Source organism: Methyloversatilis sp. S146-33 (genome assembly GCF_059552495.1).
In genome coordinates this window covers 29,722-43,042 of sequence record NZ_JCANOT010000031.1, presented here as the reverse complement: position 1 = coordinate 43,042, position 13,321 = coordinate 29,722, and the positions used below count along the sequence as shown (strand labels likewise).

Below are 13,321 nucleotides of genomic sequence, written 5' to 3'. Positions count from 1 at the left end.
CCATGCCCCACGCGCATCCCACGCTGCCCGCCCAGACCATCGCCTGTCACGAGTGCGACCTGCTGCAGACCGAGCCCGAACTGGCGCCCGGGCAGACGGCGCGCTGCGTGCGCTGCGGCGCCTTCCTCGCGCGCAATCCGCCCGACAGCCTCGACCGCACGCTAGCGCTGACGCTGACCGCCGCCATCCTGTACGTGATCGCCAACGTCTATCCGCTGGTCGGCCTCGAACTGCAGGGCCGTCGCGTCGAGGTGACGCTGATCGGCGCGGTGCAGGTGCTGTGGCAGGACGGCATGACGCCGGTCGCCGCGCTGGTATTCGGCACCGCGCTTCTGTTCCCGCTGCTCGAACTGCTGATGATCCTGATGGTGCTGCTGCCGCTGCGCCTCGGCCGCGTGTCGCCGCGGCTGGCGCCCTTCTTCCGGCTGGTGCGTTCGGTGCAGCCCTGGGGCATGGTCGAGGTGTTCCTGCTCGGCATGCTGGTGTCGCTGGTGAAGCTGTCGCACATGGCGACCGTGCTGCTCGGCACCGCCTTCTGGGCGATGGCGACGCTGATCGTTGCGCTGACGCTGGCCGGGCGCGCCTTCGACACGCGGCTGCTGTGGCAGGTGCCGCCGGAGGGCGCGAACGCATGAAGCGCGACCTGACCGCACGCGAAGCCGGGCTGATGAGCTGCCATGTGTGCGGCCAGCTGGCGCACATTCCGGCCGACCACGCGGCGCTGCTGCGCTGCCCGCGCTGCCGGGCGCCGATGCACCCGCGCAAGCCGGCCAGCGTATCGACCACCTGGGCGCTCATCATCGCCGCGGCCGTGCTGTTCGTGCCGGCCAACCTGCTGCCGATGATGACCACGTCCTCACTGCTCGGTCGACAGCAGGACACGATCATGAGCGGCGTCGTGTTCCTCTGGCAGAGCGGTTCGTGGCCGCTGGCGGCGGTGGTGTTTTTCGCCAGCATCATGGTGCCGCTGCTGAAGATCATCGCGCTCGCCTGGCTTACCGTGACGGTGCAGCGCCGGTCGCGCCGCAGCGTCATGCAGCGTACGCGGCTCTACCGCGTCGTCGAATTCGTCGGCCGCTGGTCCATGCTCGACATCTACGTCATCACGATACTGGTGGCACTCGTCAATTTCCGTGGCCTCGCCACCATCGAGGCCGGGCCGGCGGCGATCGCCTTCGGCGCCGTGGTCGTGCTGACCATGTTCGCGGCGATGAGCTTCGACCCGCGCCTGATCTGGGACCCCCTCACCGAATCCGGGAAACCTGCCACCCATGTCTGACCCGACTCCGCCCGCGCTGCCCACCGCAGTGGTCGACCCGCCGCGCCGCTTCCGCATCCCGCTGGTCTGGGTCATTCCCATCGTCGCCGCGCTGATCGGTCTTTTCCTCGCCGCCCGCACCTGGTACGAGCAGGGGCCGGTGGTGACGCTGCAGTTCCGCACCGGCGCCGGCCTCGAGCCGGGCAAGACACGCATCAAGTACAAGGACGTCGACGTGGGCCAGATCAGCGCCGTGCGGCTGGCCGAGGACGGCAGCCACGTCGTCGCCACCGCGCAGATGGCGCGCGAGGCGGCACCGCTGCTGGTCGAGGACACCCGCTTCTGGGTGGTCAGCGCCAAGGTGTCGGGCAGCGCAGTGTCGGGGCTTGATACGCTGCTGTCGGGCACCTATGTCGGCATGGACGCCGGCAAGTCGAGCGAGGCGCGCCGCGATTTCGTCGGGCTGGAGGATGCGCCCGTCGTGTCGCTCGGCGTGCCCGGCCGCAGCTTTGCGCTGCACGCCGACACGCTGGGCTCGATCGACGTCGGCACGCCGGTGTATTTCCGGCGCATACAGGCCGGGCAGGTCACCGCATTCAAGCTCGACGACGCCGGTCAGCATCTCGACATCCAGGTGTTCATCAAGGCGCCCTACGACCGCTTCGTCACGATAGACACGCGCTTCTGGAACGCCAGCGGCATCGATCTGAAACTCGGCGCCGAGGGGCTGCAGCTGAACACCGAATCGGCGACCGCGATACTGGCTGGCGGCCTCGCTTTCGAAACGCCGCCCGGTGGCGATACCGAGGCGGCGCCGGCGGGGCAGGACTTCCGGCTGTTCCCGACCCGCGCCGAGGCGCTCAAGCAGCCCAGTTCGAACGCGCAGATCTGGCAGCTGCGCTTTACCGAAACCTTGCGCGGCCTGTCGGTCGGTGCGCCGGTCGACTTCCGCGGCATCCAGATCGGGGAGGTGATCGCGATCTCGCCCGACGTCGATGTCGACGCCGCTGACGTCGGTCTGCAGGTCGACATTGCGGTCTTCCCGGAGCGCATGCAGTCGCGCAAGGACGCGGGACAGGACATGAGCGAGGCCGATTTCCGCGCCTTCGTCGACCGTCTGATCAAGCGTGGTCTGCGCGCCCAGTTGCGCAACGGCAATCTGGTTACCGGTCAGCTTTACGTGGCGATGGATTTCTTTCCCAACGCCGGCACGGCGACGATCGACTGGGCCGAGCAGCTGCCGCAGCTGCCGACGCAGCGCGGCAGCCTGGACGAACTGCAGGCGACGCTGAGCCGCATCGCCGCCAAGATCGACCGCCTGCCGCTGGACGACATCGCCGCCGAAACGCGCCGCGCCATCGCCGGTCTGGCCAGCGCGGTCGAGCGCACCGAGGCGCTGATGCAGCGACTGGACGGGCTGGCGTCGAACGAGGTGCGCGCCGCCGTCGCCGAAACGCAGCAGACCATGGCCGAGGCGCGCGCCGCGGTCGCCGACGGCCGCCGCCTGCTGGCCAGCGACGCGCCGCTGCAGCAGGACCTGCGCGACAGCCTGCAGGAACTGTCGCGCGCCGCGCAGTCGCTGCGCCACCTCGCCGACACGCTGGAACGCAACCCCGAAGCGCTGTTGCGCGGCAAGCCCGAGGAGAAACCGTGATCCTTCTTCGTCTGATTCCGGTGGCCATCGTCGCACTGCTGCTTGGCGGATGCGGCAGTTCGCCCACCGTGCGCCACTACACGCTCACCACCGGCGAAGCGCCGGTCGCTGCGGGTGCGCCTTCACCGACTGTCGTCGTCGGTCCGATCGGCCTGCCGGAAGCGGTGGACCGCCTGCAGATCGTGCAACGCGTCGCCGGTTCGCGCGCCGAGCCGGCACAGGGTCACCGCTGGGCGGGGTCGCTGAAAGCTGAACTGGCTCGCCGGCTCGCCACCTCCATCGCCCGCGAGCGTGGATTGGCGCGCGTGGTGGCTGCTCCGCAGAACAGCGTCGCCCGGCCCGATCTGACGGTGCCGGTGGACGTGCTGCGCCTCGATGCCGACGGCTTTTCGTCGGTCACGCTGGAAGCCGTGTGGGCCGTCCGCCGCGACGGCACCGACATCGGCAGCGGCCGCTTCAGCCGCAGCGAACCGGTGAGCGCGCAGACTTACGAAGCGGTGGTCGAGGCGCACGGCCGGCTGGCCGATGCGCTGGCCGCGGACATCGCAGCCGCGATTCGCTGAGCGACGGCAGGACTGACGAGCTGAGCAGGGCTCCGCCGGCTTCGATTCATGCCGCCGTCGGGGTCAGAAGACCCCTCCCACAAAACCCCGGTCCAGGCTCCGGCCGTGGCTTGGGCGCACCACCGCTGTGGGAGCGGTCTTCTGACCGCGACGGGGCTGCTGCAGTCCGCAGACGTCGATTCATGCTGCTGTCGGGGTCAGAAGACCCCTCCCACAGATCCCGGGCCCGGGCTCCAGTCGCCGGTCACGCGCTCCCTCCTGTGAGAGCGACCCTTGCCGCGACGCCGGGAACCGCGCCCTAGACGTGCCAGCGCCTGCACACCGCCGTCGTCGGCCCGCCGCTGACGGCGATTGCTGCGACATGACCCGGCGGCGCCGGCAGGTCACGGCAGTGCAGCGGCGGCAAGGCACTGCCGGCCGGAGCGGCGACGTCGTCGTACGCAGCGGCGTGCACGCTGAACTGCTGCAGCGGGCCGTCGAGGCCGCAGCCCCAGGCTTTCAGGCAGGCTTCCTTGCGTGTCCACAGCGTGTAGAACAGATCGGTGCGCGCTGCTGCCGGACAGCCGTCCAGCGCCGCCCGCTCGTCCGCCGAGTACACCTGCTCCGCCACCGCGCGCAGGTCGTCGTGCGCGATCACGGCTTCGATGTCTACGCCGAGTTCGCGGCCGCGGGCGATGCCTATCAGTACCGCCCGGCCGGCGTGCGCCAGGTTGAAGCGAAGGTCGCTGGCGTGGACGGCGGCGAGGCGGGGCTTGCCCTGCGCGTCGTGCTCGATCTGCACGCTGCGCGCGGCGATGCCAAGGCTGCGCGCCAGCACGTCGCGCAGCGCCGCGTGCGCGAGCGCGAACAGTGCGCGGTCCTCTTCGCGCTGCAGCCGGGCAAGGCGGGCGCGTTCGGCGTCGTCCAGCCAGGTGGCGAGCGTATCGGTCGGCGGCGCGTCGTCCACCCGCGCCAGCCACAGGTGGACCTCGTCGACCGCCAGTGCCGGTGTGCCGTCAGTCGGTGGCGGCATCGAGCTCATCCAGTCGCTGCTGCAGCATCTGCGCGACTTCGCGCACGCGCGGCGGCTTCACCATCAGGCCGTGGCTGCCTTCCACCGGGTGCTGCACCAGCGGCCCGGCGACCCGGCTGGACCAGCCGAGACAGGGCGCGCTCGCCTCCAGCCGCGACGCGTCGGCGACGTACAGGTCGACGCGGCCGGGGTAACTCGCCGGGCGGTAGCTCCAGTGCGCCCACCAGTGCGCCGACGCGGCGTCGGGGAAACGGCGCGGCGACAGACCGGTGAGCGAACAGACCAGGTGCTGCAGGCGTCGCCGGTCGGTGTAGGGACGCAGCGGCGCGATGAGCCGATCGATCAGACTCCCGTCCGGTGCGCGCAGGTAGGTGCCCGGCGCCCAGGTGTCGAGCAGGCCGAGGAAGTCGACCTGCTCGCCGGCCGCGCGCAGTTGCTGCGCCATCTCGTAGGCGACGGTGCCGCCGCTGGAGAAGCCGAGCAGGCGGTAAGGCCCCGCCGGCTGCGCGCTGCGCATCGCACTGATGCAGTCGGCGGCGATGTCGGCGATGCGGCTGCGCGCCGGCTCGGCGCCGCCTACGCCGACCGCGTTCAGCCCCATTACCGGTTGCCCCTCCGGTAGCGCCTTCGCCAGTTCGTAGTAGTGGAACAGGTTGCCGCCTATCGTATGCACGCAGAACAGCGGGCGACGCGTGCCGCCGGGCCGGATCGGCACCAGCACCGGCCAGCGCAGCGGTGCGCCGGCGCCTCGCAGCAGGCCGGCGATGTCGCGGATGGTGTTGCCGCGGAACCAGAAGGTGTCCAGCGGCAGGCGTACGCCGAAGGTGCGTTCGATCGCGTCGACCAGACGCACGGCGAGCAGCGAATGACCGCCGATGGCGAAGAAGTCGTCGTCGGTGGACAGCCCGCCGCGCCCGAACAGCGACTCCCAGATCGCCAGCAGGTGACGCTCGGCCGCATCGGTGGGCGCCCGCCTTGTGCGCGGTGCAGCGACCGCGTCGGGCGCTGGCAAGGCGGCACGATCGAGCTTGCCGTTGGCGGTTACCGGCATGCGTTCGAGCGCGATCACGGCGGACGGCAGCATGAATTCCGGCAGCGTCTGTGCGAGCTGTACGCGCAGCGCAGCGCCGTCCAAGCGCTCTCCGCTCGCCCAGGCGAACAGGCGGCGCTCGCCGTCGGCTGCGGTGCGCAACATGACGGCGGCCTGATTCACGCCGGGCAGGGCGGCGAGCGCGGCTTCGATCTCGCCCGGTTCGATGCGGAAACCGCGCAGCTTGATCTGCTGGTCGGTGCGGCCGACAAAGGCGATGCTGCCATCGTGGCGCCAGCGCACGCGGTCGCCAGTGCGGTACAGGCGTGCGTCCGGGCAATCCGCGAAGGCGGGCGCGACGAAGCGCTCGGCGCTCAGCGTGGGCGCGCCGATGTAGCCGCGGGCGAGACCGGCGCCGCCGATATACAGCTCGCCTTCTACGCCGTCCGGTACAGGCTGGCCCCGCGCGTCGAGGATGTAGACCGTGGTGTTGGCGATCGGCCGGCCGATCGGAATGGTGGCCCAGTCTTCCGGCAGCGGGTTCGGAATGCGCTGGCAGCAGGTGAAGGTGGTGCTTTCGGTCGGCCCGTAGCCGTTGATCAGCGCGACGCCCGGCAGGGCGGCCAGCGCGCGTTTCACGTGCGGCAGCGACAGCGCCTCGCCGCCGGTCAGCAGCTGGCGCAATCCGCGCAGCGCCGTCGGCCGTTCGTCGATCACCGCGTTGAACAGCGCCGCGGTGAGCCACAGCGTGCTGACGTCGTGCCGTTCGATCGTCGCTTCGAGACCGGCGGCTGTCGCCGCTGCTTCCGGATGGATGACGCAGCGCGCGCCGTGCAGCAGCGCGCCCCACAGTTCGAAGGTCGATGCATCGAAGGCCATCGGCGCCAGCAGCAGGAAGGTTTCGTTCGGGCCGAAGTGCGCGTAGTCGCAACCGAACACGAGCCGCGCGACGCTGCGCTGTTCGACCATGACGCCCTTGGGCTGGCCCGTCGAACCGGACGTGTAGATGACGTAGGCCAGGCTGCGACTGTTGCCCAGCGGCGGCGGATCGGAGGCCGGTTCGGCCTGCAATGTCGCGTCGTCGGCGTGCAGCACCTGCACCGCCAGGCCATTGAGGGGCACGCCGCCCTCGCGCCCGGCGACCACCCAGGCGCACTGTGTGTCGCCCAGCAGTCGGGCGATGCGCGCCGCGGGCCAGGCCGGGTCCAGCGGCACGTAGGCGCCGCCCGCCTTGACGATGGCCAGCGCGCCGACCACCAGATCGATGCTGCGCGCCATGCACAGACCGACGCAACAGTCCGGCCCGACGCCGAGCGCGCGCAGCCGGTGGGCGAGCCGGTTGGCGCGCGCGTTCAGTTCGCCGTAGCTCAGCACCTGTTCGCCACTGATCAGCGCCGGCGCGTCTGGCGCCAGCCTGACGCGGGCTTCGAACAGCGACGCCAGCGTGGCCTCCGCCGGGTAGTCGGTGGCGGTGTCGTTACGGTCGACCATCAGGCTCTGGCGTTCGGCCGGCGTCAGCAGTGGCAGGCGGCCGACGGCGCTGCATTCGTCGGCCACCATGGCGGTGAGCAGCTGGCGGTAATGACCGGCCATGCGCTCCAGCGTGCCGCGATCGAACAGCGCCGTCGCGTAGGCGAATTGCGCGGCGAGACCGTCAGCGGTTTCTGTCAGATCCAGCGTCAGGTCGAACTTCGCCACCGGCCGTGCCGCCGGCAGCGTATGGGTCGAGGCGCCGGCCAGCGTCAGCGTTTCGGCCGGCGCGTTCTGCAGCACGAACATGACCTGGAACAGTGGATTGCGGCCGCCTTCGCGCTGCGGTCGCAGCGCCTCGACCAGACGGTCGAAGGGCAGTTCGGCGTGCTCGAAGGCGCCGAGCGAGGTCGCCCTGACCTGCTCCAGCAGTGCGCGCACATCGGCGTCGACATCGATGCGGGTACGCAGCACCAGCGTGTCGGTGAAGAAGCCGATCAGGTGGTCGAGTTCGGGCTGGGCGCGGCCGGCGACCGGCGTGCCGACGGCGATGTCGTCCTGTCCGCTCCAGCGTGCGAGCAGCAGCTGGAAGGCGGCCAGCAGCACCATGTAGAGCGTGCAGCCGGTGCGCCGCGCGAGCGCCCGCAGGGCGGCAGTGAGTGATGCGTCGAGTGCGAAGTCGACGCTGCCGCCACGGTGATCCGCGTGCTTCGGCCGCGGCCGGTCGGTCGGCAGTTCGAGCGTGCCGAGGCCGTCCAGCTGCTGGCGCCAGTAGCCGAGCAGGCGCTCGCCGGCCGGGCCGTCCAGCAGCGCGCGTTGCCAGCGTGCGTAGTCGCTGTACTGCAGCGGCAGCGCAGGCAGCGTGGCGTGACCGCCGTGGCGCGCCGCGGCATACAGCGCACCCAGTTCGCGGTTCAGCACGGCCTGCGACCAGCCGTCGGAAATGATGTGATGGATGACTGTCTGCAGTACCTCGGCGCCCTCGCCGTCCCGCCACAGCGCTACGCGCAGCAGCGGCGGCTGCGCCAGGTTGAAGGGGCGTTCGGCGTGCGCGTCGGCGTCTGCCGCGGCGATCCGCTCGACGACGCAGCGCGCGTCGGCTTCGATGTGCAGATGCAGTCGGCCCTCGCGTTCGACGAAACCGGTGCGCAGCGCCGATTGTCGGGCAAGCAGCGCGTCGAGCGCCCGCTGCAGCGCATCGACGTCGAGTTCGCCGGCGATGCGCCAGCGGTTGACGATGTGATAAAGCCCGCCGCGTGTGCCCATCCGCTCGATGAACCACAGGCCCGCCTGCGCATGTGCGCAGGCTGTTTCGAGCCCGCTGGTCGGCGGCTGCACGATCATCTGTGCGGGCGAGGCGTCGGCGCGCAGCGCTTCGAGACGGGCGGCCATCGCCGCCACGGTGGGTGCTTCGAACAGCGCGCGCAGCGGCAGCGGCCGGTCGAGCAGCTTGCGCAGCCGGCTGACCAGACGCGTCGCCAGCAGCGAGTGGCCGCCGAGTGCGAAGAAGTCGTCGTCGATACCCACGCTGCGCCGGCCCAGCACGTCCGCCCACAGCTCGACCAGCGTCTGCTGCAGCGGTGTGCGCGCGACGGCGTGAATGCCCGCTGTGGCGTGGTCTTCGGGTGGCGGCAGCGCATCGCGATCGATCTTGCCGTTGGCGGTCAGCGGCAGCTGTTCGAGTACGACGATGGCGCTCGGCAGCATGCTGGCGGGCAGCACGCGCGCGAGTGCTGCGCGCAGTGCGGCGGCATCCAGATCGCGGCCGCCGGCCCAGGCGACCAGGCGCTGCCCTTTGTCGAGCGCCATGACCGCGGCCTGACGCACGCCGGGCAGGGCCGCCAGCGCGGCCTCGATCTCGCCTGGTTCGATGCGCACGCCATTCAGCTTGATCTGGTGATCGGCACGCCCGGTGAACAGCAGCGCGCCGTCGGCGCGCCGGCGCACACGGTCGCCGGTGCGGTACAGGCGCGCACCGGGCGTCGGGTCGAAAGGGTGCGGCAGGAAGCGTTCGGCCGTCAGTTCGGGGCGGCCGATGTAGCCGCGGGCCAGGCCGGCACCGCCGATGTAGAGCTCGCCTTCGACACCGACTGGCAGCGGACGCATGCGCGCATCGAGCACCCAGACGCTCGCGTTGGCGATCGGGTGGCCGATCGGCGGTGGTCCGTCGCCGTCGGTGCAGGTCCAGAAGGTGGCGTCGATGGCCGCCTCGGTCGGGCCGTACATATTGTGAAGTGCGGCACCGCATCGCGCGCGGAAGGTGCGCGCCAGCGTGGCGTCCATCGCCTCGCCGCCGCAAAAAACGTGGCGCAGCGCGCGGCATTCCGGCATCGCCGGTTCGTCGAGCAGCAGGCGCAGCAGCGCCGGTGTGAAATCCCACAGCGTCACCCGCTCATGCCGGCTCAGCTCGACCAGTGCGGCGGTATCGCTGCGCAGCGCGTCGCCGGCCAGCACGCAGCGGCCGCCGGCGATCAGACAGGCGAACAGCTGGCCGACGGACACGTCGAAGCCGATCGAGGCATGCGCCAGCATGGCGTCGTCGGCGCCGATGCCGAAGTGCCCGACCAGCCAGCGCATGCGGTTGCCGATCGCCGTGTGACCGACCATGACGCCTTTGGGCGTGCCGGTCGAGCCGGAGGTGTAGAGCACATAGGCCAGGGTGTCGGCCGTGCCGTCGTGCTCAGGGGCGTGCTCAGGGGCGTGCTCAGGGTCGTGCATGGGCTCGTCGAGCAGCCAGTCTTCGTCCTCGAGCTGGAGCGTGGTGACGCCCGGGGCTTCCGACAATGCCGCAGTGCGCGTGGTGAGCAGCACCGTCGCCCCGGCGTCGGCCAGCATCCACAGCGTGCGCGCCGGTGGGTTGCGCGTGTCCAGTGGCAGGTAGGCGCCGCCCGCCTTCAATACGCCGAGCACCGCGGCCACCAGGTCGCACGACAGTTCGAAGTGCACGCCGACCGGCGTGTCGGCGCCGACGCCGCGCCGGCGCAAGGCGTGCGCGATGCGGTTGGCGCGCGCATTCAGTTCGCCGTAACGCAGCGTGCGTCCCGCGTGCACCAGCGCCACCGCGTCCGGTGTGCGCGCGGCCTGTGCTTCGAACAGCGCGTGCAGCGTCGCCGTGTCGTTCGCTTTCACTGTGGTCCGGCCGTCCAGCCAGCGAGCCATCGCCTGCACGCTCGGTGCGTCGAGCAAGGCGCCGAGCGGCACGTCGATGCCAAAGCGGGCGCGCAGCCTCGCCGCCAGTCGCGCGGCGAGCAGCGAGTGGCCGCCCAGGTCGAAGAAGCTGTCGCGCGTGCCGACTGCGGGCAGGCTCAGTACCTCGGCCCACAGCGCCGCCAGTTCGGCCTCCAGCGGCGTGCGCGGCGCGTCGTCACCGATCGCGGCGGAGTCGGGCGCAGGCAATGCGTTACGGTCGAGCTTGCCGTGCGGTGTCAGCGGCAGCGCGTCGAGCACGACAATGGACGCCGGCACCAGATGCGCCGGCAGCGAGCGCTGCAGCCGCTGACGCAGCGCGGCGGCGTCCGGTCGCTGCGCACCGCGGGTGACGTAGGCGACCAGACGTTCCTCGCGCGCGACGACGACCGCCTGATCGACCGACGCGTCGGCGCACAGCGCCGCTTCGATCTCGCCCGGCTCGATGCGGAAGCCGCGCAGCTTGATCTGGTGATCGACGCGGCCGACGAACACCAGTGCGCCGTCGGCGCGCCGGATGACGCTGTCGCCGGTGCGGTAGAGGCGGGCACCGCCGCGCGGGTCGAAGGGATCGGTGACGAAGCGTTCGGCGGTCAGCGCCGGCTTGCCCAGGTAGGCGCGCGCGAGGCCGATGCCGCCCAGATACAGTTCGCCGGCGACACCTGCCGGCACGGGCTGCATCGCTTCGTCCAGCACGTAAGCCAGCATGTTGCTGATCGGCCGGCCGATCGGCACCTGCGCGCCGGGCGCGGCATCACAGGTCCACCAGGTGGCGTCGATGGCCGCCTCGGTCGGGCCGTACAGATTGTGCAGACGCGCCGTGCTGCGCGCGAAGAAGGCGGCGACCACCGGCGCTTCCAGCGCTTCGCCGCCGCAGAACATCTGCCGCAGCGCCGTACAGGCGGCGAAGCCGGGCTCGGCCAGCAGCGCGCGCAGCAGCGACGGCACCACCTGCATGACGGTGATGCGCTGTGCCTGCATCTGTCGCACCAGCGACGACGGATCACGCTGGCTGCCCGGCTCGGCCAGCACCATGCAGGCACCGCAGAACAGCGGTGCGAGCAGTTCCCACACCGAGGCGTCGGCCGAGATGCCGGTCTTCTGCAGCACGCGGTCGGATGCGTCGAAGCCGAAGGTGGCGAGCATCCAGTACATGTGGTTGCAGATGGCGGCGTGCTCGATCATCACGCCCTTGGGCTGGCCGGTCGAACCCGAGGTGTAGATGACATAGGCGAGGTCGCGTGGCCCGGCCAGCGGCGGCGGGTCGTGCGCCGGCATGTCGGCGCAGTCGTCGCTGTCGAGGCAGATCACCGTGGCAGCGCGTGCGGCGAAGCGGGCGCCCGGCGCGCGCTGGGTCAGCAGCACCGGCGCGGCGGCGTCGTCCAGCATGTAGTCGATGCGCGCGTCCGGGTAGTCCGGATCGATCGGCAGGTAGGCGCCGCCCGCCTTCTGGATGGCGACCAGCGCGATCACCAGTTCGAAGCTGCGCGTCATGCAGACCGCGACGCAGCGATCCGGCCCGATGCCGAGCGTGCGCAGCCGGTGGGCGAGGCGGTTGGCACGCGCGTTCAGCTCGGCGTAGCTGAGCAGCGCGTCGCCACATGCCAGCGCAATGGCGTCAGGTGTGCGCGCGACCTGCTGCGCGAACATCGACGCCAGCGTGACGTGCGCCGGGTAATCGACGGCGCCGGCCTCGCCGTCGGCGTACATCGGCAGCCGGCCGACCGGCAGACCGTCGTCGGCCACCATGCTTTCGAGCAGGCGAGGGTAGTGGTCCGCCATCCGTGCCGCGGTGGTGGCCTCGAACAGCACGCAGGCGTATTCGATCTGCGCGTCGAGGCCTTCGTCGTGCTCGCTCAGTTCCAGTGTCAGGTCGAACTTGGCGATGTCGCTGCGCAGCGCCTGCGGCTGCGCGTCGACGCCGGGCAGCTGAAGATCGGCCCGCGGCGCGTTGCGCAGCGCGAACATGACCTGGAACAGCGGATTGCGCCCCGGGTCGCGCGGCGGCTTCAGTTCCTCGACCAGCTTCTCGAACGGCATCGCGGCGTGGTCGAAGGCGCCGAGCGCGGTGGCGCGCACGCGCTCCAGCAGATCGGGCACGCCGGCTTGCAGGTCCAGCCGGCTGCGCAGCACCAGCGTGTTGGCGAAGAAACCGATCACGTGGTCGAGTTCGGGCTGGCCGCGACCGGCCACCGGCGTGCCGACGACGACGTCGTCCTGTCCGCTCCAGCGCGCCAGCAGCAGTTTGAAGGCGGCCAGCAGCACCATGTAGAGCGAGCAGCCGTGGCGGCGGGCGAGTGTGCGCACCTTGCCGGCGAGTGCGGCGTCGAGCCGGAAATCCAGCGTGGCGCCACGGTAGTCGGGCTGCGCCGGGCGCGGGCGGTCGGTCGCCAGCGCAAGCTGCGGCAGTCCGGCCAGCGCGTCGCGCCAGTAGCTGAGCAGCGCGTCGTAAGCGCTGCCGCGCAGACGTTCGCGCTGCCAGCGCGCGAAATCGGCGTACTGCAGTGGCAGCGCTGGCAACGCAGCGTCACCTCCGCGCAGTGCGGCGGCGTACAGCGCGCCCAGTTCGCGTTGCAGCACGCCCTGCGACCAGCCGTCGGACACGATGTGATGGGTCACCAATTGCAGCAGGGTCGCGCCGTCGTCGGCGCGCCACAGCGCGGCGCGCAGCAGCGGCGGCTGTTCGAGATCGAAGGGGAGCTGCGCGTGCGTGTCGGCGTCGGCGGCGGCGATCTGTTCGAGTGGACAGTGCGCGTGCGCGGCGATGCGCTGCACCGGTTCGCCGTCGAGGGCCGGGAAGCCGGTGCGCAGCGATTCGTGCCGCGCCACCAGCGCGTCGAGCGCCTGCTGCAGCGCCGCTTCTTCGAGTGTGCCGTCGAGTCGCCAGCGACTCACCACGTGGTAGAGCGCGCTCGATCCTTCCCACTGTTCGAGGAACCAGGCGCGCGCCTGTTCGCAGGAACAGGGCTCGCCATCGGCCGCACGCGGATGCGCGCGCAGCTGCGATGGCGCCGCCGAGGCCGCCTGCATGCGCGCACGCAAGGCTTCGAAGCGCGCGCTGTCCAGCCGCCCGCCGCGTGCGACCGGTCCGCCGGTCAGCGCATCCTGTCTGCCGATATCACCCACGACGCATCCTCATGCGCTCCCC

At 71.1% G+C, this 13,321-nt stretch carries 6 protein-coding genes; 4 read left to right on the top strand and 2 right to left on the bottom strand.

Annotation, left to right across the window (positions count from 1 at the left end; all coding sequences use genetic code 11):
• Window positions 1-2: 2 nt before the first annotated feature.
• The 4 genes from AC51BJ_RS12635 to AC51BJ_RS12620 are packed head-to-tail and all read left to right on the top strand — an operon-like array spanning window position 3 to window position 3,475.
• The gene (locus AC51BJ_RS12635) at window positions 3-635 is read left to right on the top strand and encodes a paraquat-inducible protein A (RefSeq protein ID WP_304012815.1); all 633 of its coding nucleotides are present in this window, start codon (window positions 3-5) and stop codon (window positions 633-635) included.
• Complete coding sequence (locus AC51BJ_RS12630) at window positions 632-1,279, top strand: paraquat-inducible protein A (RefSeq protein ID WP_496280444.1); 648 nt, start codon at window positions 632-634, stop codon at window positions 1,277-1,279. Before AC51BJ_RS12635 ends, AC51BJ_RS12630 begins: the two co-directional genes overlap by 4 nt.
• On the top strand, window positions 1,272-2,912 hold the full coding sequence (locus AC51BJ_RS12625; protein WP_496280443.1) for a PqiB family protein: 1,641 nt from the start codon (window positions 1,272-1,274) through the stop codon (window positions 2,910-2,912). The genes AC51BJ_RS12630 and AC51BJ_RS12625 overlap by 8 nt, the downstream gene beginning before the upstream one ends.
• Window positions 2,909-3,475 carry a PqiC family protein gene (locus tag AC51BJ_RS12620; RefSeq protein WP_430432586.1) on the top strand — a complete coding sequence of 189 codons (567 nt, stop codon included), beginning with the start codon at window positions 2,909-2,911 and terminating at the stop codon, window positions 3,473-3,475. Before AC51BJ_RS12625 ends, AC51BJ_RS12620 begins: the two co-directional genes overlap by 4 nt.
• A gap of 298 nt (window positions 3,476-3,773) precedes the next feature.
• Here the strand turns inward: AC51BJ_RS12620 and AC51BJ_RS12615 are convergent, their stop codons facing one another.
• Together AC51BJ_RS12615 and AC51BJ_RS12610 are read right to left on the bottom strand one after the other, a co-directional pair.
• Entirely contained in the window at window positions 3,774-4,487 is a 714-nt protein-coding gene (locus AC51BJ_RS12615; RefSeq protein WP_430432587.1) for a 4'-phosphopantetheinyl transferase family protein, read from the bottom strand.
• A complete protein-coding gene (locus tag AC51BJ_RS12610; RefSeq protein ID WP_496280442.1) occupies window positions 4,471-13,299 on the bottom strand; it encodes a non-ribosomal peptide synthetase in 8,829 nt (2,942 codons plus the stop codon). Before AC51BJ_RS12610 ends, AC51BJ_RS12615 begins: the two co-directional genes overlap by 17 nt.
• Window positions 13,300-13,321 lie beyond the last annotated feature (22 nt).